This is a genomic window from Bradyrhizobium sp. 141, assembly GCF_023074055.1.
Taxonomy (GTDB): domain Bacteria; phylum Pseudomonadota; class Alphaproteobacteria; order Rhizobiales; family Xanthobacteraceae; genus Bradyrhizobium.
In genome coordinates this window covers 57,663-81,647 of the sequence record NZ_JADPKR010000087.1, presented here as the reverse complement: position 1 = coordinate 81,647, position 23,985 = coordinate 57,663, and the positions used below count along the sequence as shown (strand labels likewise).

Genomic DNA, 23,985 nt, shown 5'->3' with positions numbered 1-23,985 from the left:
CAAACCATCAGGCCCGCATAAAAGGCTGATACAGCCGTTCGCTCGCATCCACGCTGGCGCCAATACATCGGATTGCTGCAGCCTTTTTCAACGGAATCGGCCAGAAGCAGACGTTGGCGAGTTCTGACGGGAACGGTGCGTTAATTGCACACCTCTCTGGTGCGGCCAGCCATCGGGGAGGTCTGATCACTGACGGGAGCGGCCTCTACTCTGCATCCTTTGCCGACAGGACGGCACCCAGCGGAATTGCAGAATAACTGGCTAGAGGCTTGCGGTTTGTTCGATGGAGCGGTCCCGACTTGTCGCCGCTCCTCCCGCTTGCGCGGCTCTTCCCTTGTAACGACAGGCTTCTTGTCCTGTGCCTTCTCGCATTCGTTGTCATCGTTGACCCGATAGCCGGCGCGACAAGCGATCTTCACGCAGGCGTCTCCATCGGCCCTGAACCCATGATCACACACCAAGGGGCAGACACGGCCTGACTTGGCCTTGATCGCATCCAACGCATCGGTGCTTGCGAGGGTCGTGTTGAGCTTGGTCCCGGCGTACTTGTTGAACTGGGTCAGGGAGCGCTGTGACTTGGCACCCCAATCTCCCTCTTCCGCATTTGCAAGACAGCCGACCCGCCGTAGTTCGGCCTGGACCGCTCTCGTGAGTTGTTGCGGCGACTGCGCTGGTTCAGGGGAAAGTGCAGGCGATGGGAGAGCTACTATCTTTTGGTCGGTTGTGCTTTTCTCTGCTGCCTGCTTATCGGCGAGAGCCTTTGCAACAGCGGCCTCAATCTCCTTGCGGCGCTGCTCGGCGGCGGCGGCTTTCGCTTCCTCGACCTGTTTGGCCTTCTCGGCAGCGAGCCGCGCATCCTCAGCAGCCTTGGCGGCGGCGGCGGCCTTGTCCTGTTCGGTCTTCTTGGCGCGGTCGGAGGCGAGCCGTGCCTTTTCATCTTCGGCCTGCCGAGCTTTCTCGACCGCCGCTGCACGGGCCTCCTCCGCCGCGATTTTATTGAGTTGACCCTTGGCTAGGTCGGCATAGAACCCGTCGGCATATCGGCTGAGGAAAGCCGTCCAGCCGTCGCGAGTGCCCAGTTGCAGAGCAAGCTCATAGTTCCGGCGAACAGCGTCCTCCGGGCTTGCTTGAGGCCCGGTAGCTGTCGGCTTGGCGGCAACCAGTGGCATGTCATCTCCGCCTAGAGAACCATAGACATATGGTTCCTGCTTATAGCTGGTGTTCTTCAACACATCGTCGCGAACGAAGCCGAGGGCCTTGCGCAGATCGAGGCCGGGTGTCGGCAGCCGCTCGACAAGTGCTGCCGCGAACGGGCTGTTCTTCGAGTCGCCATCCGATGCTGTTGACCCGGCCTTGGCCGCGAACGCAATCATCGTGTTCGGGCTGGCTGGTTCGACCTTAGCGAGGCCACGCCCGATCGCACGGGCAGCAACCGTTCGCTTCATGGTCTTGGCGAAAGGATTATCGCGGCAGGCATCGAGAATGATCAATCGGAGCTGCTTCGCAGGCTCGACCGCGAACAGCGCCCGGTCAAGCGCCACGGTCTCGTCCAGAACGTCGCTGTCGGTCTCTAGAGCCGCATCGGTCGGTATGAGGTAGTTGGTCCCATCAAGCTCGATGCCGTGACCGGCGTAGTAGATCACGGCCACCTCAGCATCTCGCGCCCGTTGGCCGAAGTCGCGCAGGGCCTTGCGCATCTCGGAAGCGTTCAGGTCGGTCTTGATGTCGATCCAATCAAATCCGGCCTTCTTGAACATGCCCCCGACCAGGGCCGCATCGCTGGCCGGGTTGGAGAGCTTCGGAACGCTCTTATAGGCCGAGTTGCCCATCACCAATGCCATACGGCGCTCCGCATGGGCCGAGCCGCACATAAGCCAAATGGAAACGATCAAAGAAAACCAACGAAAAGCGCCCATTTTAGTCCCCGACAATATGTGCGCAGCCTATGGATAGACTGCCCAAAGGCAAGGGGGACTTATGTGAGAGATGTCACATTGTTCGTCATGTCAGCTCCGTCCGAATAGCTAAGTCGGCTTTGGGTCCAAAAGCGGCGGTCGGGGCAAGTGCGGCCGCGCGTCCGGTCTACTACCAACAGCAGACACTCAAATCGGCTCAGCCTTATTCAGCTAAGGGCCAACAGGCGACATGGCACCACCACAGCAAAAAAATCCCGGCACTTGGCCGGGATCGATACTTCACGCCTTGTTCGTAAACCAAATCGTTGGAGCTCCCGCCACTCCCGCATTCTGCATGGCATTCTTCAATTCAGCACTCTCCGCGAAGGCTTGCGCAGCTTCAATCGTGGCAAACTCGTGAGTTACTGTGATGTCATTGGGATTTTCGACTCCTCGGTAGACAGCCTCAGCTGTTACCCCCTTCGCCTTCTGAACCGGAGCAAAATCGTCGTAAACCTTCCGCCAGGTCTTGTAGTCGGAAACCGCGTGTCTAACAAACATGGTCGTCATCAGATGTCCTTCCCTGACTGGTCGTAACAATCGTTCCACGAACGCTTGAAACAGCACTTCCAGTAGCGCCAGTATAATACCGGCCACCGCTTGGAGCTATTTCATTTCCGGGTTGCACTGATGCCATCGGACGTTTGCCCTTTGTCCGATAACACTGAGGCGTGCTGCCACTTCGGCTGATGGGCCAACTCCGGACGGTCTGCGGGAGCAGCACCATCGCCTCCGCACTCGACGCCAATAGGTCGTGGCCGCGCACTTACTACGACCAGCCGCAGGACCAGTCAGTGACACTGACTTGCGTATCTATGTGAGTTGCTGACGCCGGGTCCGATCTTCAGGCCTAAGCAAACTGAGGCATTATGCCTCTTGGGCGAAACACCCATTTCTAGGACGCGTCCGTTCTCGTAGAATGTGGTTGCCCCTGAAGCGGGATGTGCCGAAGTCACCGTTCGGGACGAGAGTACTAGCGCTGTCGGCAGGTACGCTGCCTTAAGAGACCGCCCCCTTTTCGATTTCACACCACGATTTCACATTCCACACGCGCGCAACTTTTGCGGCGGCTTGTTGCAGCAACCTAGGGAGAAAAGCGATGAGCAAGATCGATCGAAGGTCTGCTTTGGCATTCGGGTTGGCAGCGGCTTCGACGGCCATGATAAAGCCCGCCGCCGCTCAAACTACGGGCTACAAGGACACGACTCCGTGGCCAGGTGTGGTGGTGCGTGAGTATGAGGGCGAGACACCATCGCTGATCCCGGGTTTTAAGGCCGTCTCAATGCGCGACATCATCATGCAGCCGGCATCGAAGACCATGGGGCCCCCGATGATGAATGCCATGGTCTGCCATATCACCGAAGGAGAGCTTCGGCTTGAGCAGGACGAAAAGACCTTTACCGGCAAGAAGAATTTTGTCTGGACCTGCAACAAGGACACAAAGGAGCAGGCGTTCAATGATGGGAACGTGGTCGCGATTATGCGGATCACGGACCTTAAGGCTTAAGGCTCGTTTCTTCGCAAAAAATCGATTGTAGGAGCGAATGGCGCACGCGACGGCGCCGATCGCGTCGGTTTGCCCTCTGACGTGACTTCCTGGTTGCGCCGAATTCTGGATATGTCGCTGCGCCAACTGACGCGACCATGACCGGACAACTTCTCGACCAATGAGGCCGCTCTCGCCGCTGCTAACACTTGCGCGACCGCTCGCACTTAAGATTAGATCGGTCGCGTGGCTCACTGTCCAGTTTTGAAGGAGATGTTTCATGAAATACATGCTTGAATATACAGTCCGCACTGCCGGCCTTTCCTTTGACCAAAACTTTGCAGGATCGCAATCGCTTCTTGCTGCGTTCAGCAAGTGGAAGCCGGATGAAGAGAAGGGGCTGACGATACACGCGTTCGTAGCGAACCTGGCGGGACGAGGGGGCTATGTTTTGGTCGAAGCCAACGACCCCAAAGCCATCACCGCCTTCGTGGCAAAGTACAACTTCTGGAATGACATTGATGTCGTTCCGGTCGTCGATATCAGCGAATCGGTGCCGATAAACGCAAGTTCTCTCGAATGGGCGAGACAAGCGTCTAAGGGCTAGTTGGCGGAAGATATGAGATCGACGAGCGCCCCGACAATTGGTCGGGGCGTCTCTTGCGCTCCTCCCGCAACCGGTCGGGGCACTGCTGGCTATTTTGAATAGAACCGGAGACCGTCGCTTTTGGCTATCTGCGCGAGCGCTTGTATTGAGAACAGCGGGTCGTTCGCCACGACCTTTGGCTATCCGCGACATGCGCCGTGTTACTACCGGCGAGCGACGGCCTCAGTTTTTCTAAAGCCTGGCAGACGCTTCCGTTCCTCGGATCGCGACCGCGATGTTCCCTTCGGAAGGAGGACCCGCCCAGCGGCTAGTCGCTGGCGTCATGGAAGCAACTTCCAATGCGGCCGAAAACATTGGGCCGCATTGTTCGGGAACCATTTCTGAGAGTGCCGGGTTAGTTCATGGGGCGATAACGGGGACCATCGTCATGAGGACCAAATATCTCGCTGCGATTGCAATAGCTGTTCTTGCTTGTAGTGGGCTGGTCGTGAATTCCGTCGGCTCGCTTCATCGCGAAAAGCAGTCCACGCGGGCCGCCATACAAGTGGCGGATCGATTAGCTGGGTCCTTGGATCCGTATTTGATGCGGTCTGGTGGCTAAAACGGCCGGTGTAATTCAGAAATGCATTGGCGGCGCTGCCTTCAATCATGGGGCAATCGGCGAGCAAGGCTGTAACGCCTTTGCCTCACATCCCATCGCGCTCGCATCCATACCTCGCATTCCTCGTCTGTCGGATTGAACGCTGCCTCTGCCCACGCCTCAACGTGTCCGTTACTTCCGATATTGGCCCATAGCTGATCGTTTTGCTTGACGAAGTCTGCTTTCGCAGCCAGAGCGGAATGTTCGCCGGGGAAAGCGTCGGCCATTGGCCCGCTTATGCCATAACATCTGATATCCGAATGACGTCGGCTCTCCGGGATAAGGCGGATCGCGCAGTCGGAGCGCGGTTTGACAGTCCGCTTGTAACCCTAAGCGGCCTTTCGCTGCTGCAGGCGCTCGAAAGTGATAGCCCCTCATATGAGGCAATGAGCCTGACGTATTGAAAACCGATTTTTCGCCATGTTAGATTACCACTTTATCCCGATTTCTTTGAAGCCGTCCTAGTAGTGCTTTTTTGTACTGTGGAGGACATTTATGCGAAGCTCTCGCGCAATTCTTTATCTGCAACGACTTGGTGAACTCGCCTCTCAGCTCTCAGAACTGGAAGATCTTCGAAGTCTAGTCGAAGATGCAGAGCGCGTCGCCCGCGGTGCGCCTGCATTGCGCTCTAGACGCCATGCTTCGCGCCGCCTCCGAGGTCGTGATCTCGGCGCCCTGTCTGTCCGCCTCCGTCGCTACACGCCACCAAGCAGAAGTGCAGGAGGTCTCAGGCCTCCTCAGAACGACAACCAAATCGATTGGACGTTGCCTGAGCCATTTCCCGACGGATGGTGGGCTTCCCCCTAAAGCTCTTCAACGGCTGCTAGTGAATCAGGTTTTCTGGTCCGCTTATGGCCCCGCAACGGCCTTCGCTCCGACCGTTGCAACGTCTGCTTCCAGGAGGCATGCGGTCGAAGACCGCTTGTGACCTAGAGCGGATATACGGCGGTGCGCTCACCTATCGCGAGCTAATTTCAGAAGGCCGAGGGCGATAATTAGAAAGACGGGGACGCTAGCCACAAAGGAAAGTATTGCCGTCAGGCTCTTATGCCAAAACAGAAAGTAAGTTGCGCTCGCGATGACAGACATCGACAGCACCGTGCCAACTAAAGCCAAAGTCTGTTTTGCGCGTTTCATAGCGCCCTACACGGTTGGACACGTGTCAGCTCTGCATCACCAAACACTAACGGGAGCTAAACGGCCGGTGCGGAAGTTCGGCTCATCGCCCATAGCCGAACAAGGCTGAGGCCGTTGCAATGTTGCCTATTGGAGGCAGAGCGGACGCGTGCCCACGCTGGTCCCCGGCGCCGCTTGTGACCCTAAGCGGAAGTTGCTGCCGGGCACCGTGGCCCTGCGTCGTTGCTGTTGATCTAGGTCAAGCATGACCCATCATGTGGCTTCACACTTCTAGGATGGTCCTCTCCCTCCCGATCCTGCAGAGTGCAGGTTTGGCGATGAAAAGTGAGAGCTTGCTCATGATAACTATCCCAGAACTGACGTCCCAGGCGCTCGGTGCGTTCCTGATCTCGGAGACAAGCGGCCGCTTCGGCTCGTCCCACGCCAGCTTGCCGGAATTGCTCCCTTATGCTGCAAAACTGGCCCTGGAATGTATCGGTAACAGCGATGCACTCTACCACAACGTCGAGCACACATTGTTGGTCACGCTGGTGGGGCACGACATCCTGATCGGGCGCTCTCTTCTGAGGCCAACGACTGCCAGCGACTATGCTCACTTTATCCTGGCGTGCCTGCTTCACGACATCGGCTACGTTCGGGGAATAGTTCAGGGAGACCAGGACGGAGCCTATGTTGTTGATGGTACCGGCCGAACGGTTGAGTTACCGATCGGCTCCTCCGATGCCGCGCTTGCGCCGTATCATGTCGACCGCTCAAAATTGTTCGCCGTTGAGCGTCTTGACCCAATCGACGAAATCGACGCCGCTCGCGTTGCCCGAGCCATCGAATACACTCGTTTTCCTTATGCAGACGCATCAGCCAACGAACTCAAGGATGATCTTGACGAAGAAGAAGGTTTGTTGCTTCGCGCCGCCGACCTGATTGGTCAGCTCGGCGATCCAAACTACATGAAAAAATCAAATGCGTTGACTATGAGTTCGAGGAGATAGGACTCAACAAATCGCTCGGGTACACCACGCCCGCGGACGTGGTGTACAAATATCCTCAATTTTACTGGACCAAGGTCGCACCGCACATCCAAACTGCAATCCGCTTTTTGAATGTAACCTCGAGTGGAAGACAATGGATCAGCAGTCTCTATGGCAATGTCCTTCGCGCTGAACGAGAGGTCAGATTATCTGGTCCGCAGCTATAGGCGTTCCAAAATCATGATTTCGACTGACCGTTCAAGTTTCCAACACTATTGTGTCCGCTCACGTGTGGCCCATACCGATGAAACCCGGCGTTCATCGGCCCGTCGGTTGATTAGGGTAAACCGGACCTCGGAGCGCATCGGGCTGTTTAGTGTGGATGGACTGATGAGTTAAATGCAGAAACTGCAAATTGTTAAGAGGATAGCCACATTCGTCGTTGGTCTGCCTTTCATCGCGTTCGCGACGTGGCTAGGGCTAGCTCAACTATTTCGCGTGCTCACGACAGGAGAATTGTACTCACGCGGATACGGCCCTGGTTACGTTGGCTGGTCAAGACTCATCAGTTTTGAGAGCGACCCTATCTCCTTTGTATCGGCTCTCGTCACAGCTGTGCTCTTAGCTGCTTTTGGGCTGTTCATTTTCGGACGGCTGTTCTCCAATATTCGACGCTGGTGGAGCGCCCAGTAGTGGTGCGAGCTTATCAGCTCAATCTGGCGATCTAAAAATGACGTTGTCCCTTCATCATAAAGCAGACGCCAGTTCGGCGCCCCAAGGTCCGCTGTTGGCCCTTAGCTGAATAAGGCTGAGCCGATTTGAGTGTCTGCTGTTGGTAGTAGACCGGACGCGCGGCCTCACTTGCCCCGACCGCCGCTTTTGACCCAAACCGGTCCTCCAAGAGGGCGCTCTAGACAGGCTGTCTCGACTGCGGGATCATGCAGCGCAAGGTGAACCGGGTCGCCATCATGGACGTCGGAGTTTGGCTGCGGAGGCTTGGCCTCGAACAATATGAGGCGGCATTCCGCGAAAATGAGATCAGTGAGAAGGTCCTGCCCAATCTGACGGCGGAGGACTTGAAAGACTTGGGCGTCGCCATGGTTGGGCACCGCCGCATGCTTCTAGATGCGATTGCGGCTCTGCGCGCGGAAAAGAGCGCAGCCACGCCAGTATTCGACGTTTCTCTGGCAATCCACGAAGAGGACACCGCCGAGCGTCGCCAAGTGACCGTAATGTTCTCGGATCTCGTCGGCTCGACGGCGCTCTCGGTCCGGATGGACCCAGAGGATTTGCGCGAGGTCATCACGGCCTATCAGAAATGTGTTGCCGAGACCGTCCGCAGCTTCGGCGGGTTCGTGGCAAAATACATGGGCGACGGCGTTCTCGTCTATTTCGGTTATCCTCAGGCGCATGAGGATGACGCCGAGCGAGCTGTTCGTGCCGGCCTCGCCCTGATCGACGCGGTTGCTGCCCTCCCAGCTCGCGAGCCCCTGCGGATGCGGGTTGGGGTTGCCACCGGGCTGGTGGTCGTCGGAGATCTCGTCGGCTCCGGCGAAGCGCAGGAGCGCGGGATTGTCGGCGAGACGCCGAACCTTGCGGCCCGTCTGCAAAGCATCGCGGAACCGAACACGGTCGTCATTGCCGAGGCCACGCGCAAACTGCTGGGCAATCTCTTCGAGCTGCGGGACCTCGGGCCAACGGAGCTTAAGGGGATCACAGATCCAGTGCGAGCTTTCGCGGTGCTGCGGGCCAGTTCTGTCGAGAGCCGTTTCGACGCAATGCATCCCGGCGGCCTGACCGCCCTCGTCGGCCGCGAAGAAGAGCTTGAACTCCTGTTACGGCGCTGGGCAAAAGCCAAGGCCGGCGAAGGCCAGGTGGTGCTGCTGTCCGGTGAGGCCGGGATCGGCAAATCCAGGCTCTCCACTGCACTCATGGAGCGCCTGACGGCCGAACCCCACACACGGCTTCGCTATTTCTGCTCCCCCCAACACATCGATAGCGTTCTTTATCCGATCATCGGGCAGCTCGAACGGGCTGCCGGACTTGTGCACGGCGACATACCGCAAGCCAAGCTCGACAAGCTCGATGCGCTCCTGGCGCAGACTTCGACGTCCCGGCAGGACGCGGCGCTGTTGGCCGAGATGTTGTCGCTTCCTAACGACGGACGCTATCCCGCTCTGGAGCCTGTTCCCGAACAGCGCCGGCAGAAAACGCTGGCGGCACTCGGCGTCCAATTGGAAGCCCTAGCGCGGTCCAGCCCCGTGCTCATGATCGTCGAGGATGCGCACTGGGGCGATCCCACGAGCCTGGAAGTGTTCGGTCGCTCGGTGAACCGGATCGCGAGCCTTCGCGTGCTCTTGATCGTGACGTTTCGGCCTGAGTTCGACGCGCCCTGGGTCGGACAACCGCATGTGACAACGCTTGCCCTCAATCGGCTGGGACATCGCGAGGTCGGGACCGTCATCGAGTGCGTCGTCGGCAATAAGCTGCTGCCGGCGAAGGTCAGAAAGGACATTGTCGAGCGCACCGACGGCATCCCGTTGTTCGTCGAGGAGATGACGAAGGCGGTGCTGGAGGCTGGGGGCGAGCGCGGAGCGATGCAGACTGCGGCCGCGATTCCCTCTCCAGCGCTGGCGGTCCCCGCGAGCCTGTATGCTTCTCTGATGGCGCGGCTCGACCGGCTTGGCCCGGCCAAGGAGGTAGCACAAATCGGAGCGGTGATAGGTCGTGAGTTCTCTCATGTGCTATTAGCCGCCGTGCTGCGGCAGTCAGAGCCGGAACTGGTCTCGGCGCTCGACCGCCTGATGCAAGCCGGGTTGCTGTTCCGAAACGGCATCCCGCCGCACGCGACCTATTTGTTCAAGCATGCCCTCGTTCAGGACACCGCCTATGGCACATTGCTGCGCAATAGGCGGCACGCGCTGCACGCGCGCATTGCCCGGGCGCTCGAGGAGACGTTTCCAGACATCGCGGCAACCCAGCCGGAGGTGCTCGCGCACCACTTCACCGAAGCTGACCTTGCGGAAAACGGCGTTGCCTACTGGCAGGCGGCCGGCCAGCGCGCGGCTGAGCGCTCGGCGCATGCCGAGTGCCTTGCCCATCTCTACAAGGGGCTGGCGCTCGTCAGGCGGGTCGCCGATCCGGCGGAGCGTGCCCGCCGCGAACTCGCCCTGCAGCTCGTGCTTGCGCCGGTGCTGATCGCCACCAAGAGCTATTCGGCGCCGGAGGTGGAGCAAGCCTATCTGCACGCACGCGATCTGTGTCAGCAAGCCGGCGATGTAGCGCAGCTCTATGCCGTGAACTGGGGGCTGTGGCTTGTTTACCAGCAGCGCTGCGAGTTCAAGGCGGCTCGCGGCCTATTGGACGGGCTGTTCGCGGTCGCTCGGCAGACCGCCGATCCGGCGTTCCTCCTACAGGCGCATCATGCCGCATGGACGACACTCCTTCATCTCCCGGAACTGACCGCGTGTCGGACGCATCTCGAAGCCGGATGGGCGCTGTATCGGCCGGACGCGCACCGTGGCCATACGTTCCTGTATGGCGGCCACGACGCAGCCGTCTGCAATCGATACACCGCGGCCCTCACGCTGTGGCCGCTTGGTTTCCCCGAGCAGGCGCTTGCCACGGCGCGCGAGGCGGTGAGGATGGCGCGGGGGCTGTCGCACCCCTTCAGCCTTGTTCTCGCCCTGGTGTTCGCGGCAATGATCTACCAGCATCGGCGGGAAGCGGAGCCGGCCCAGGAGCATGCGGAGACCGCAATCGCGGTGTGCGCCGAGCATGGCATCGCACCGCACCTGGCGGCGGCTGGGAGCATCTTGCGGGGGTGGGCGATCGCGGCACGCGGGCAGGCGGTGGAAGGGATCGCGGAGATTCGCGGCGGTCTCGCGGCCGTCGAGCCGACGGGCGTGCGCATCCGTCGGCCCTATTATCTCGCGTCGCTGGCTGAAGCATCGGCGTGGGCCGGAGAAATCGAGCAAGGATTAACCGCGCTGGTCGAGGCTGCGCGCGTTGTCGAGGAAACCGGCGAGCGGCGATGGGAGGCCGAAATCTGCCGGTTAACTGGGGAGCTGACGCTTGCCAGGCGGAGCGGCGACGGGACCGAAGCAGAAGGGTGGTTTCAGCGTGCGCTAGACGTGGCGGGTTGCCAGAGCGCCAAATGCCTGGAGCTGCGCGCTGCCACCAGCTTGGCCCGGATCTGGCGCGACCGTGGCAAGCGCAGAGAATCCCGCGATCTCCTCGCGCCTATCTACGGCTGGTTCACCGAGGGCTTCGACACGTTGGATTTGAAGCAGGCCAAGTCCTTACTCGACGAGCTGGCGCAATGAAGGTGCTTGTGGTCGCGGGGGGCCACGTGGAAGGTCAGGTTATGGCCCATAGCTGACGATCGACGTAGATGTTTGTAGGTCGGCTGAATGTGCTTAAGCCGACATCGTCGGCCGACCTCTTCCATAACAACGCATACGCGAATGATGGGCTCGATGCTTTTGCAGCAACTTGGCTCCACATCGTATTCGAGTCGTTCGCTGCTGATTCGAGCCCCTCATCTTGGAACCACTGGTCGGTTGATTCTTGGAGGGAATGCTCGCTCGCTTCGAGGCAGGCGGCTACTTGCGGGCGGCGGTTCTCTGGGAATGGGTAAGCCGGGTCTTGATGAGTTCATGAAGGTGGCTGATCTTCCTTCACTCCGCGGGCCACGATACGCAGCGACCCGTCGGGGAGCGGTCGTCGTAGCTTTAGCGCCTCGTCTTCAGGCGCGTTCAGCCAGATCTCAACCTCGTCAGGCGTCGTGAGGATCACCGGCATCGCCTTCGGATGGACGGCGCCGACCTCGGCGTTCGCCTCGGTCGTCAGGAAAGCATACAGGTCGTTGGTGGTTTCGCCTTCCTTCACCTTCCGCACTGACGTCCAGTTGGTCCAGATCCCAGCGAAACAGGCGAGTGGACGGGACTCGTCGATCGCAAACCAGATGTCTCCGCCTTGAGCTTTGTTGAACTCGCTGAACGAGTTGAACGGCACCACGCATCGATTCCCGCGGCCGAGCCAGCGTGTCCAGTGTTTGCTCTTCACTTTCCGGATGTTTGTTGTTCCGGAATCCGGCTCCATCCGGAGCAGTTCCTTGAAATCCACGGTCTTGCCCTTGGCTTGCAGCTTCTCGGCTCGCTTCTTTGTCGCGTCCAGGAGCGCTTTCGATGAGGACGGCATCCCCCAGCGCGCGTTTGTAAGTTCGCGGCCACCGGCGCCGGTCCGGACGATAGGCGCCTTGTAGTCGGGAAAAACGCCTGGCATCGGCGCCAGGTTGCCGACGTACCGGTTGACCACGCGAAACAGCGCGCTGATTGCGGCCTGGTTCGTCGTGATGCTGTAAAGGTTGCACATCGTCAGGAGGCATTCTTCGTGCGGCGTAATGGTGTTGCGGGTTGCGGATCGCCGATAGGACGCAGGCCGATCAGATCCGGCCGGCGCTTCTTGTGAAGGGTACGTTGGCACGGGCTGCAGTATAGGTAATTGCGCATCAGCGCGACTTGACGATCGCGCGGTTGTACGACCAGGGCGAGGTCGATTGTCTGGGTATGCTTGCAGTGTTCGCAGCGCACCTCAAGGAGCGGGAAGCCGCCCGCGATCGCCGCTGCGATGGTTGGTGAGGCGTGGTCCAACTCACCGATGAAGAGAGCGGTATTCCAGGCCGCGCAATCCAGGGCGTAAGCCTGGGCGCGGGCGGCGTCGGCGGCCGCGTGAGCGGTGATCGCCTGCTCAACCAGGTTGGCGAAGGAAACCTCCGCCTTGTGAATTTCACGGGCATAGAATTTCCGGTCACCGCCGGACATCGGGGGCGGTTTGATGATGCGGGCGGCGGACATTGTCCCTCATCAAAGGCAGATGGCGCACCCAGAGTCGAATCCTCAAGATTTGGTGGGCCGGATAGTCACTAACCAACTAAAACAAGGGGGTCCAAAGAAACACCCGCCGAATCGATGAGCCTTTGCCTCTGCGCCGATCATTTCAGCGGGTCGCAGCCGAGTTCCACGAGATACAAGCGGGAGCCGTTGCTGATGACACGGACAATACTAGCCAAAGGCCTGCCGGGCGATTTCGTTTTCCCGAATTTCGCTTGCTCCGTCGGGCAAAACAGTGGTTCATAAGACGCTGGCTCTAATAGCAAGGGACCGGCGCAATGGCTGAAATCGAAACATCCTCTGAGCTTTCTAAGATCGCAAAGCTCAATGGCGACTTCAAAAGGAACTACGGCACCGCACTCGGCGCATTTCTTTACCTGCGGTCCATCAGCGCCGCGCGGGGCCGCTCCTGGATCTGGGCTGGCTTACTCTCGATTGCTTGCTCCTCGTTGTTGGCGTGGCTTGGAAAGACATTTTCCTGGTTAGCCGCCTTGTGATCGCACGAACAAGGGCATCAGCCGTTTTGAAACAAGCGATATCGTGACGCCCGCGTGCAGACTCCGAGAACCTTATGGTTCTCTTCACCTTCCCATCGGTAGGCAATAACACGTAATCGAGAACGCCCTTGTTGTGTTCGGATAGTCGAATTGCAGCAATCCACCCCGCGGGCACGTGCGAGTCGCATTGAATAGCCCAGTGCGGAGAATGCGCTTCCTCCTTCCCTGGTGTCCAGCGAGCCGCCCTAACGGAAACGCACGTGGAACCATTCACGCGAAAAGAATCTGTCCATCCGCCGGTGCTCGTTCGGCAGCCCGCGCGCCTGGTGGCGCTTCTGATGCGAGACGCGAGCATCGTCTTTTGCTCGGACCAAATCGGTCGTGATTCGAGGAACTCGTAGTTTCGCTTTGGGGTGTAACCCAGCAACCGGTAAAGGTTACGAATGCTGCCGAAGTGGGTCTGACAAGTTGCAACGCAGGGGAGGCCCGGCGTGTGTTCTATGATGCTTATGCTCAGGCGGCCGTTTTGGAGCAAAGTTCGGCGCAAGCGAACGATCATTTCTTCTTCGGACAAGTCAACACGTCGCTCGCTGATAAATTTGTTGGCTTTCAAAAAGAGGTCGCGATCAACGATCGGCTCGAGGCAACCCTCTGCTCGAATCCACTGATCAGGGGGATTGTACGTGCGTGTTTGACGCAGCTTCCACGAACGCCGGTTGAAAACCAGATTGCCTATGTACGTCTCGTCCCTGAGGATGGCTCCGACCATGACACGTGTCCAGGGTTTCGCTGTTCTGTTCGGCACCGCGTTCTTGTTGAGCTCCCATGCCACCACGGTTTCGCATTTCACTTCCAAGAAGCGCGTGAATATCCACCTGACAATTGCCACTTCGTGCGGATCACCGAGGCGCACCCGAATGTGATCGGTGGTGAGATACTTGCGGTCCCCTTTCTTCAGTATGCCTTTTGATTGATCCTTCTCGTCGACAAGCTCTCTTACCAGACCATAGCCGACCTTGCCGCAAGGCTTATACCCGAGCCGAGCAAACCGGCATTGACCCGCATAGACCTTGGCCGAAAGCTCCCGGCTGTATTCGGCCGCCATGACCCTTTTGATGTTCTTGACGATACTGGCGAGCATGCTCCCATCGTTGTCGAATTGCTCGGCACAATAAGCCACTCTGATACCGGCTCGTTTGCAGATGAACTCGTAGTGCGCACTTTCGTCCGCGTCTTGAAAGCGGCCCCAACGGCTCACGTCGTAAACCAGAACATGAGCGAAATCGGTCTCTCCCGCTTGTACGTCTTCTAGGAGTTGAGTGAGACCAGCTCGATTCTTGATCAGGAGGCCACTTTCTCCCTCGTCTCTGTAGGTCCGAACAATCGTCAGATTGTGCGCGTGGGCATAAGCGGCGATCGCTGCAGCCTGATTCTGAATTGAATATTGCTGCCGTTCGGTCGACATACGAACATACTGGGCAGCTCTGCGGGCGCTTAGAGCGGTCGGAAGACTGGACTTCCGAACGATGAGTTCGTTACCCATTGGACGCCTCTTAACGTTGCGCCCCACCAGACCCCCAGCAGCACCTAGCTAGCGTGCCCAAGGGGGAACGGCAGCCCCCTTCTTCGCTATCCCGATGAAGTAGAAGACGCTCTCGCGCGTAAGCTTTTTGTGGTCGCCGTGAGTGAACACAATTTCAAGACCGGCCGCGTCGATCATCTCTCGGAAAGTTTCCACAGTCGAACCGCGATTGTTCTCCTGGAGAACGATCACAGCATCGTCCGTAAGGAGGGGATGTATTGTGTTAAAGAACTCGCGATGGATCGCCCAATCAGGGTCATGCGCGCGGATGTCGCCTTCATACTGGTCAATGAAGTGGGGTGGATTGCTAACTACCAAGTTCCAGCGTTCGCTTGTGGGTATGCTCCGTAGGTTGTTTGACTCGTAAACCGAAACCCGATCCTCGAGGTGGTTCAGCGTGACGGTGCTTTTACAACGGTTCACCGCCGCGGGATTGATGTCGGCCAGGCACAGCGTTTCGCATAAGCCGTGGCCCAACATCGAAAAGCCAATAAACGCGGGCCCAGCGCACCACTCGAAGAGGCGGGGCTGCTTGGGCATTCCACGGGAGCGCAAAAACGGAATGAAGTCTTGACCAAACTCGATGGCCTCCATCGAGCTCGCTCTTGTATTCGACCGTGATCCCACCCAGGACGACGCGCTTCGCGGGCCTTAGTCGACGTAGGGCCGGCCTCAGAAAGCCATGTTCGATCGCATGTAAAACGCCCATCGCCAACACCCGCAACTAAAGAGGCCCGCCACATGCGGCCCGGTCTTTCGGTGGGCTTGCCGCGCGAGTTGATCGAGAAAAGTCTTCGCCTTCTAGCTGTACATTTCTGAATGTTTCTGATTGTGTCAACCGGAATCCGAGGAAGTACCGGGACGATCATGAGTTTCACCCAGAGGCTCCGAAGGCGGCTCTTTCCACCGCGCGATGCGATCGAAGGCTACGAAAACGAGGAGTTGGTCGACACCATTTACCGCAAGACGGTCGCTTATCGGGGACAAGCCAACTGGCCGTTGGTCGAGGGTTTAAGAACTGTGCTCGATTTCGGAGGTGGCGCCGGCATTCACTACAAGACCGCCTGCCGGCAATCGCCAGATATCAGGTGGGCGGTAGTTGAGACGCCCGCTATGGTGAGGCGTGCGAAAGAGCTTGCGACGGACAAGGTGAGGTTTTTCGAGCAGATCGAGCCGGCTGCCGATTGGCTCGGAAACGTCGATCTGGTCCATTCGAATGGCGCAATTCAGTATGTGCCCGATCCTTTCGGGACCATCCGATCACTCTGCGCAACCGCCCCGGGGAAATTGGTATGGCATCGCGTGCCGATCAGCGAGGGAGAGGCTAGGCGAGAGGTTCAGACGTCTTACTTGAGCGACAATGGACCGGGGCATGCATCCTCGCTTCTGGAGAAGCTCGTGACATACGAGCGGACCTGGATTCCCGAGCGGGCTTTCATCGAGGCCCATGAGGGTTACCGGATGGCAGAACGCAGCCATGATCCGAATGAGCGAGGAACTCAACAGTTTGCTTTTTTGCCGAACTAGAATGCCGATGGCGATCGTGACCGCATCGTCATTGCATCCCGCGCGGTCAGTTGCAAATGAGCGATCCGCCGCCGTAACCCGTAGTGGTGATGCAATTTCTCGGGCGTTCTGCGTTTCGCGCTGCGACCAGAGCGCCGTCGGCCTGTCTCCTGGCCCCTTCTAGTTGGGCGCGGCAATTGACGTATGCATCCGTCCCTTTCTGGGCGCCGTAGGCTAGGCATTGCTGGTCATCCTTGGCATTGGCTGCCGCTATGCGCTCCTCTTCACCCAAGCAGCCGGTCAGCAGAAGCAGGGAAAGGAAAAAGGCTCTTCGCATTGCAGCAACCCCCAGTCGGCTGTCGAAAGTTATGGCTTCTGCATCCGACGCTTGTCAAACATCCCAGGCAGGCCATGAGAGTCGCCCCCGGCAGAGGGCAGCGCCGGGCTTCGTCACCTGTCTCTCGTCACCTGTCCCGTCGCGCTCTACCCGACGGCCTCGGAAAGCGAAAAGATCGCCTTCAACCAGCTCAATAGGGCCACGGGCCATCGGATCAAGTATCTGAAGGTCGACGCCGACACCGGCGACGAGGTGTCCAACGAGGACATCGTCCTTCCGCGGAGTTGATCGTTCCGGGCGGTAGGGATTAGCAATCGACAGGGCTGGGTTTGTCCCCGTGTTCCGCAGCGCCTGTGCAGGCCACCTCACGACTCGCCACGCGGTCCCAGCGTCGACAAAAGTCGTACCGAATTCTTTTGAACTGAGAAGCAGTTAGCTTGGTCTTCTCTCCCCAGGGGAGAGCCTTGAGGGAGCGATAGAGCAAGTTTCTTTCGAGATTCTCTCCCTCCGCCAGCCTTCGGAAACGAAGTTTGCGCAAGGCTGGCGCGCCGAAGCCCGTAGGGCGAAGGCGGACTCGTTGCCATTTGATTCGGCTCGGCAAGCCGGGGGACGAACTTTTTCCGATCCCTCCGCTCCGACGCCATCCCCATTCGCTGGGATGAAATGCCGATGCCAGCCATTGTCTGCTGATCCATCGCGGACGCCGCACGAGCGTTCAGCACCGACCTGACGGGAAGCCGACACGAGGCGGATTACACTCCGGCTGCTTGTCCAACGAGCTGCCAAACCATCTCCTCGTCAACGAGCCATCATTGTCGATCCAGGGGATCGGTGGCAATTGCGGCAGGTAGGATGCATACGGCATGACCTTCGCAAGCGTCACTCTGCCCGGAAACTGTGTGAGGAACGCCTTGTTCATTCCGCCGTCCAGTCCGCTGTAAATCGGGGCAGCCGGCACATTGTCTTCAAGCAATCGCGAGTATTCGAGTTCGTCGGCGCGGCTCTTCTCCAGCGCCCGCCGCGCGATTTCCGGATTGACGACGAAGGGGGGACATTTTTCGGCAGGGTTGAACACAAGAGGGGACGGTGAATTCGGGGGAGGTTGCGCATTGAATACGTAGCGGCCATTGCACACATCCACCCTCGGCTCGAGTCGTGTCGCCTCGAAATGATCGTTGCCGATCTTGAGCATTTTCCAGAAGGCCAGGTTGGGACTATTTCGATGCCGCGCCAGATTTGCCGGCGTCAGGCGGAACGGATAGGCCTGGACCTGGAACGATGGCCGGCCGCTGAGGGAGTCGCGCGCCAGCGAATAGATTTCGCTTATTTGTTCGTCGGTCATGGCATAGCAACCGCTCGACCAGCAGTCGCCGTGGATCATGAGGAAGCTGCCGTTGCGCTTGTTCGCCTTGTCGAACGAGTTGGGGTAGCCGAGGTTGATCGCAAGATAGAAGTTGGAGTTGGGATTCATTAACTCAGGTGTAATTGCATAGAACCCTTCCGGAGCCTGTCGGTCGCCCTCGTGCAACTTCGGCCCGAGATCACCCGACCACCGACAGATCGGATAGGTCTTGAGAATCTGGAAACGGTCGCTCGCGTCCTGCTTCCAAACCTCGAGCTCGGCTTCCTCCTTGAAAAGACGCACGACGATAGGTGAATATTTCGGCATCTTCTTTTGTTCGAGCAACGAGAGCAGCTCAACGGGTAGTTCCCTTGTTGCCTTGGCCGGCAACGGCTTGCTGCTTTCGCCAAGACAAATGACCGGCGTCAAGGCAGTGGCAAAAGCCGCCGCCAGCACAAGGACACGTCGGACCATCGGGGGGATCACTGCTGTGCCTCCAGCCCTTCCGACCGCGCGCCGCTAAATCTCGAACCCGACGAACACCGTCGCTTCATCGACGGACTTTCGCTCCGACACCACCGCATTCGCCGGAAAAGTTTCATCCGGCCACCCCAGCGCGATGCTTTTCATGATGACCTGATCGTCGGCTATGCCCGCGTGCTCGCGCACCACGGGGGATTGCATGATGCCTTGGCTGTTGATCACAGCGCCGAGCCCGCGGGACCACGCGGCATTGACGAGGGCGGTCGCCACGGCGCCGCAGTCGAAGGGCGTATCGTCGCTACCGTCAAGCACGCGGTCATAGGTGATGATCACGCAGACGGGCGCGTCGAACTGGCGGAAGCCGCGCAGCACCCAATCCTGGCGCTTCTCCAAGTTGTCGCGCTCAATCCCCATTGCGGAGAATAATTGTTTTGCGACGCCCACCTGCCTGTCGCGGTGCTTGCCTTCAAAGGCCTGGCCGGTGCGGAACTCGCGCGACTGAGGGATGCCCGCCACCATCCGTTCGGTGTTGCCGGCGCGGATCCGATCCAGCGGTTCGCCGGTGATGACATAGAAATTCCAAGGCTGGGTGTTCATCGACGACGGAGCGCGCATCGCCAAACCAATGATTTCCGCAATCAGCTCCTTGGGCACCGGATCGGGTTTGTAGCCGCGGATACTCCGGCGACCGAGGATGACGTCGTCAAACTGCATGTGTGTGGAATTCCCCTGACAAGTTTTGCAACAGTTGGGATTTTCGCGGAAAATTCTTGATCTTTCAATCTGGATTGACTGACACTCTCTCCGCCATCGCGCCTCACCCCACCACCTTCCACCGCCCATCCGCCGCGCGCTTCAGCGCGGCGTCGCTCACCCGTACGTGCTCGGCGAGGAAATCGATGAACGCGCGCACGCGGGCCGGAAGCGGCGCGGTATGGCCGACATAGACCGCGTGGATGTCCTCGCGGTCGCCCGGATTGTAGCTTTGCAGCACTGGTACGAGGCGGCCCGATTCGATATCGGGCCAGATGTGGAAGAGGGCGAGGCGGGCGAGGCCGACGCCGCCGAGGCAGAGGCGGCGGGCGGCTTCGCCGTCGCTGGCGCGCGCGACGGGCGGCGGCACGGCTTCCTCGGTGTGGTCGCCGCGCTTGAATGGCCAGCCGCGGATCGCGCGTGGAAAGGTCCAACCGATGCCGCGGTGATCGGCGAGATCGGCCGGTACCTTCGGCGTGCCGCAGCGGGCGAGATAGCTTGGCGCGCCGACCACGACCATGCGGCTGGTGCCGAGCTTTCGCGCAATGAGGCGCGAGGCGCGTAACGGGCCGACGCGGATGGCGACGTCGGCGCGCTCCTGCATCAGGTCGATCAGCGTGTCCGTGAGCATGAGATCGAGCGTGACGTCGGGATGCTGTTCCAGGAAGCGTGGGATCAGCGGCATCACATGCAGCATTCCGAAAGGGATGTTGCTGTTGACGGTGAGGCGGCCGCGCGGCGCCGTGCCCGAGGCCGCCTCGCGCTCGGCCTCGTCCATCTCGGCGAGGATGCGCAACGAGCGCTGGTAGAAGGCCTGGCCCTCTTCCGTCAGCGTCAGCTTGCGCGTGGTTCGGTTGACGAGCCGCGAGCCGAGCCGGGCTTCGAGCCGCGAGATCAGCTTGCTCACGCCCGATGGGGTCAGGCGCAGTTTTCGCGCGGCTGGGGTGAATCCGCCGAGATCGACGACGCGAACGAAGACCTCCATTTCGGCGGAGCGGTTGGTGTCGAAACGGGCCATGTTGAATTCACGTCACAAATGATTGGATTGCCGACATTCTAATGGTTTTGCATGGGCACGGCTATCTGCGTGGCTCGTCTCAACCATCGGAGCCACGCATGCCTCCCGCCGTCCTCGCGCTCACCGCCGGTGCCTTTGGCATCGGCACCACAGAATTCATCATCATGGGTCTCCTGCTCCAGGTCGCCGCCGACATGCATGTCTCGGTGCCGGTCGCGGGCTTGCTCATCTCCGGTTACGCGCTCGGCGTATTCGTCGGCGCGCCCGTCCTGACGCTGGCAACACGGCGGATGCCGCGGAAAACCGTGCTGCTCGCGCTGATGGCGATCTTTACATTGGGCAATGCGGCTTGCGCGCTGGCGCCGAACTACGAATTGCTGATGGCCGCGCGGGTGCTGACCTCGCTCGCCCACGGGACGTTCTTCGGCGTGGGCTCGGTGGTGGCGACCAGCCTCGTCGCCGAGGACAAGCGGGCCTCCGCGATATCAACCATGTTCATCGGCCTCACGGTCGCGACGCTGCTGGGCGTGCCCTTCGGCGCCTGGTTCGGCCTGATGCTCGGCTGGCGCGCGGCGTTCTGGGCGGTGACGGTCATCGGCGTGATTGCCTTTGCCGTGGTCGCCGCGCTCGTGCCCGGCCATGTCGGCAACGGTGACAAGCCGGTCTCTCTTGCCGAGGAAGTCGCGGTGCTCGGCCGTCCGCAGGTGCTGCTCGGCCTTGCCATGACCGTGTTCGGCTTTGCCGGCCTGTTCGTCGTCTTCACCTACATTCAGCCTATCCTGACGCGCTTCGCCGGCTTCTCGGAAGGAGCGGTGTCGCCGATCCTGCTGGTGTTTGGCGTCGGACTCGCGATTGGCAACGTCGCTGGCGGCAAGCTCGCCGACCGTGGCCTCGCCGGAGCGCTGATCGGAACGCTCGCCGCGCTCGCCCTCGTGCTTCTTGGGCTTGCCGCACTGCTGTCGGTCAAGATCCCGGCGATCGTGCTGATTCTGCTGCTCGGCATCGCCGCCTTTGCAACGGTCGCTCCGCTCCAGCTTCGCGTGTTGGAGGCGGCCGGCTCCAGCGGGCGCACCCTCGCCTCCAGCCTCAACATCGCCGCGTTCAATCTCGGCAATGCTCTGGGCGCCTGGGCCGGCGGTATCGCCATCGATCGCGGGCTCGGCCTCTCTGCGCTGCCGCTGGTTGCAGCGGGCATGACGACGGTCGGTCTCGTGCTCGCGCTGTGCAGCCTCCGGCTCGACCGCGCGCAGACGGCCGTCGCGGCGTGCCCCGCGGAATAGTACAGCGGCGCGATCGGGGACCATTCGCCGCGTCGCGCCATCGCGCCATGCAGAAAACGCACCTGTACACGTCGTTTCGTCATCCGTAACCTCCGCGGCGCAATTCCAGGAGGTGCGACGTGGCGAAGAAGACGACCAAGAAAACCAACAAGAAGACTGCTTCGAAGAAACCTGCAAAGCCCTCCAGCAAGACCAGCGCAAGCCGCAAGGCCGTCGCTGCGAAGAAAGCCAAGAAGGCCGCTCCGCGCCGGCCCGCTGCACCACCCCGCCCCCGGGGACCGGCCTGGCAATGGTCAGCAGTGGAGACCGCGGCCGCGATCCGCTCCGGCGCAATCTCCGCAGTCGAGACGGTCGAGGCGCATCTTGAACGGATGCGCGCCGTCAATCCGAAGCTGAACGCCGTCGTCGTCGATCTCGGCGAGGAAGCGCTGAAAGCGGCCCATGCGGCCGACAAGCAGCGCGCGAAGGGCGGTGCGCTAGGTCTCCTGCACGGCGTGCCTGTCACCATCAAGGAAAACGTCGATTACGAAGGCCGGCCGAACTTCAACGGCGTCCCCGCCAACAAAGGCCTGATCGCACCCTCCGATGCGCCGGTGGTGCGCAACCTGAAGAAGGCCGGCGCGATCGTCATCGGGCTCACCAACACGCCGGAATTCTCCTTCCGCGGCTTCACCGACAATCCCCTGCACGGGCTGACGCTGAACCCCTGGGATCCTGATATCACCTGCGGCGGCTCCTCGGGCGGCGCGGGTTCGGCGGTCGCTGCCGGTATTGGCACCATCGCCCATGGCAACGACATCGGCGGCTCGCTGCGCTGGCCCGCGCATTGCAACGGCGTTGCCACCATCAAGCCGACGCAAGGACGCATCCCCGCGTTCAACGAGAGCGCAACGGCCGAGCGGCCGATGCTGGCGCACCTGATGTCGGCGCAGGGGCCGCTCGCCCGCCACGTCGCCGACGTCCGTCTTGCGCTGGAGGTGATGAGCCGGCGCGATCCGCGCGATCCCTGGTGGGTGCCGGCGCCGCTGGTGGGCGAGAGGCCGAAGGGGCCGATCAAGGTGGCCCTGGCCAAGATTCCCGACGATATGGACGTCGATCCGTCCGTCGCCGCGGCCCTGCGTCAGGCCGCCGATCATCTCGAGCGGTCCGGCTACCGCGTCAGCGAGGTCGAGGTGCCCGACATCAATGGCGTCTGGCAGACCTGGTGCGACATCATCACCAACGAGACCGTGGTGATGCAGGAAGCCTCCATGCTGAAGGTGACGTCCGAGGATTTTCACAAGGCCTGGGGCGGCATGAAGGCCAAGGCCAACGTGCTCGATCTCAAGGCCTGGATGCAGGCAACCGCCGCACGCAACGGCCACATCCGCGCCTGGCAATTGTTCTTCGAGGACTACCCGATCGTGCTGGCGCCGACCACGGTGAAGCCGACGCCGGGCCCGCGCGAGGACACCGTTAGCCCCGAGCGCGTGCGCGAGATATTCTGGGGCGAGATCCGCTTCATCTCCGCAATCAACGTGCTCGGCCTGCCCGGCGCGGTGGTGCCGGTGGCGCTTCACGACGGCAGGCCGATCGGCGTGCAGCTGATTACCGGGCGCTATCGCGAGGATCTCGCGCTCGATGCCGCGGCCGCGATCGAGAAGCGCGCCGGCGTGCTCGCTCATCGGCTGTGGGAGAGGATGGGCTGAACCCGCTCCAAAAAGCTCTTCAGGGCTTCGCGCATCGCGCGCGAAGCTCGCAAGCGTGGGGCAGGGAAGCCGCAGCAAGTTCCACAACGGGTGTTTCAGCCCGCATCTCTTCACGAGAAGTCCCTCAATCTTCGACTCCTTGATCTAGGTCAAATCCGATCTTGAGCAGGAGGAGAGGTTCCTGCCGGGTGCCGATCCGTGAGCGGCATCGCCTTATCATGTGCGCGGCACCCCAAGTAATGGAGGAAAGCCATGCTTCGATGTCTTCTCGCTGCTTTGGCGGCGATCGTTCTGATCACCGTCAGTCTCATTCCCGATGATGCATACGCTCGCCGTGGCGGCGGCGGCTTCCATGGTGGTGGTATGCGCGCCGGAGGTTTCCATGGCGGTGGCGCCCGCGTCGCCCATGTCCGGGGCGGCGGACACCGGGTTGCGGGAGGCCGCTACGGCGTCGCGGGCCGTGGTTATGGCTATCGCCCGATAGCGGGGCGCCCTGTGGCCAGAGGGGTCTATCGCAATGCAGCCTATCGCGGCGCTTACAGGGGCGCAGCCTATGGTCTAGGTGCGGCCGCAGTAGGAGCCGCCGCAGCCGGCGCCTACGGCTACTATGGTGGATCCAGCAGCTGCACCTATGACACTTACGGCAACTACGTTTGCCCCGGACAATATCCATACGGGTATCGATATTGAAGTTGGCGGGACGGTAGCGGCCAGCTCCGCTGCCGTCCGTCAAGGCTGCCGGTGCTTCCCCGGCTCAAGCCCGCCGTGACCCACTTGTCCAGGTTCCCTCTAGCAACGCGCTGCAATGGTTC

Annotated in this window: 16 protein-coding genes and 2 pseudogenes; 9 read left to right on the top strand and 9 right to left on the bottom strand. The window is 60.4% G+C overall.

Annotated elements, in window-relative coordinates:
• Positions 1-140: 140 nt before the first annotated feature.
• Together IVA81_RS26980 and IVA81_RS26975 are read right to left on the bottom strand one after the other, a co-directional pair.
• Positions 141-1,916, bottom strand: a complete 1,776-nt coding sequence (locus IVA81_RS26980; RefSeq protein ID WP_247323614.1) for a caspase family protein — start codon at positions 1,914-1,916, stop codon at positions 141-143.
• A 279-nt stretch (positions 1,917-2,195) separates the two neighbouring features.
• Positions 2,196-2,465, bottom strand: a complete 270-nt coding sequence (locus tag IVA81_RS26975; RefSeq protein WP_247323613.1) for a cyclase — start codon at positions 2,463-2,465, stop codon at positions 2,196-2,198.
• Between the two features lie 589 nt (positions 2,466-3,054).
• Between IVA81_RS26975 and IVA81_RS26970 the strand changes: the two genes are divergently transcribed.
• The 4 genes and pseudogenes from IVA81_RS26970 (at position 3,055) to IVA81_RS26955 (ending at position 11,118) form a co-directional block, all read left to right on the top strand.
• Positions 3,055-3,462, top strand: a complete 408-nt coding sequence (locus IVA81_RS26970) for a hypothetical protein (protein ID WP_247323612.1) — start codon at positions 3,055-3,057, stop codon at positions 3,460-3,462.
• A gap of 259 nt (positions 3,463-3,721) precedes the next feature.
• Entirely contained in the window at positions 3,722-4,048 is a 327-nt protein-coding gene (locus IVA81_RS26965) for a DUF3303 family protein (protein ID WP_247323611.1), read from the top strand.
• Between the two features lie 2,115 nt (positions 4,049-6,163).
• Positions 6,164-7,020, top strand: a pseudogene (locus IVA81_RS26960) (HD domain-containing protein).
• Positions 7,021-7,731: 711 nt separating this feature from the next.
• Entirely contained in the window at positions 7,732-11,118 is a 3,387-nt protein-coding gene (locus tag IVA81_RS26955) for an adenylate/guanylate cyclase domain-containing protein (RefSeq protein ID WP_247323609.1), read from the top strand.
• 331 nt (positions 11,119-11,449) lie between these two features.
• Here IVA81_RS26955 and IVA81_RS26950 read toward each other — a convergent pair whose 3' ends face one another.
• The 4 genes from IVA81_RS26950 to IVA81_RS26935 form a co-directional block, all read right to left on the bottom strand.
• Positions 11,450-12,169 (bottom strand): SOS response-associated peptidase family protein, encoded by a 720-nt coding sequence (locus tag IVA81_RS26950; protein WP_247323607.1) that lies wholly within the window; start codon positions 12,167-12,169, stop codon positions 11,450-11,452.
• Positions 12,170-12,171: 2 nt separating this feature from the next.
• Positions 12,172-12,651, bottom strand: a complete 480-nt coding sequence (locus IVA81_RS26945; RefSeq protein WP_247323605.1) for a hypothetical protein — start codon at positions 12,649-12,651, stop codon at positions 12,172-12,174.
• Between the two features lie 423 nt (positions 12,652-13,074).
• Positions 13,075-14,727 (bottom strand): recombinase family protein, encoded by a 1,653-nt coding sequence (locus tag IVA81_RS26940; protein ID WP_247323603.1) that lies wholly within the window; start codon positions 14,725-14,727, stop codon positions 13,075-13,077.
• 48 nt (positions 14,728-14,775) lie between these two features.
• Positions 14,776-15,360: a methyltransferase gene (locus IVA81_RS26935; RefSeq protein WP_247323601.1), complete on the bottom strand. Its 585-nt coding sequence runs from the start codon at positions 15,358-15,360 to the stop codon at positions 14,776-14,778.
• Between the two features lie 273 nt (positions 15,361-15,633).
• Between IVA81_RS26935 and IVA81_RS26930 the strand changes: the two genes are divergently transcribed.
• Together IVA81_RS26930 and IVA81_RS26925 are read left to right on the top strand one after the other, a co-directional pair.
• Positions 15,634-16,293, top strand: coding sequence for a methyltransferase domain-containing protein (locus tag IVA81_RS26930; RefSeq protein ID WP_247323599.1), 660 nt, complete (start codon positions 15,634-15,636; stop codon positions 16,291-16,293).
• A gap of 433 nt (positions 16,294-16,726) precedes the next feature.
• A pseudogene (locus tag IVA81_RS26925) lies at positions 16,727-16,882 on the top strand (Ku protein); the annotation flags it as partial.
• Between the two features lie 442 nt (positions 16,883-17,324).
• On the opposite strand, the gene IVA81_RS26920 reads toward IVA81_RS26925, so the two are convergent.
• The 3 genes from IVA81_RS26920 to IVA81_RS26910 form a co-directional block, all read right to left on the bottom strand.
• Entirely contained in the window at positions 17,325-18,425 is a 1,101-nt protein-coding gene (locus IVA81_RS26920) for a murein L,D-transpeptidase family protein (protein WP_247323588.1), read from the bottom strand.
• A 45-nt stretch (positions 18,426-18,470) separates the two neighbouring features.
• Entirely contained in the window at positions 18,471-19,148 is a 678-nt protein-coding gene (locus IVA81_RS26915; RefSeq protein ID WP_247323585.1) for a nitroreductase, read from the bottom strand.
• Between the two features lie 103 nt (positions 19,149-19,251).
• The gene (locus IVA81_RS26910) at positions 19,252-20,205 is read right to left on the bottom strand and encodes a LysR family transcriptional regulator (RefSeq protein ID WP_247323583.1); all 954 of its coding nucleotides are present in this window, start codon (positions 20,203-20,205) and stop codon (positions 19,252-19,254) included.
• 98 nt (positions 20,206-20,303) lie between these two features.
• Between IVA81_RS26910 and IVA81_RS26905 the strand changes: the two genes are divergently transcribed.
• The 3 genes from IVA81_RS26905 (at position 20,304) to IVA81_RS26895 (ending at position 23,863) form a co-directional block, all read left to right on the top strand.
• A complete protein-coding gene (locus IVA81_RS26905) occupies positions 20,304-21,485 on the top strand; it encodes an MFS transporter (protein WP_247323581.1) in 1,182 nt (393 codons plus the stop codon).
• Between the two features lie 119 nt (positions 21,486-21,604).
• On the top strand, positions 21,605-23,173 hold the full coding sequence (locus IVA81_RS26900; protein ID WP_247323578.1) for an amidase family protein: 1,569 nt from the start codon (positions 21,605-21,607) through the stop codon (positions 23,171-23,173).
• 252 nt (positions 23,174-23,425) lie between these two features.
• The gene (locus tag IVA81_RS26895) at positions 23,426-23,863 is read left to right on the top strand and encodes a hypothetical protein (RefSeq protein WP_247323577.1); all 438 of its coding nucleotides are present in this window, start codon (positions 23,426-23,428) and stop codon (positions 23,861-23,863) included.
• The last annotated feature ends 122 nt before the right edge of the window (positions 23,864-23,985 follow it).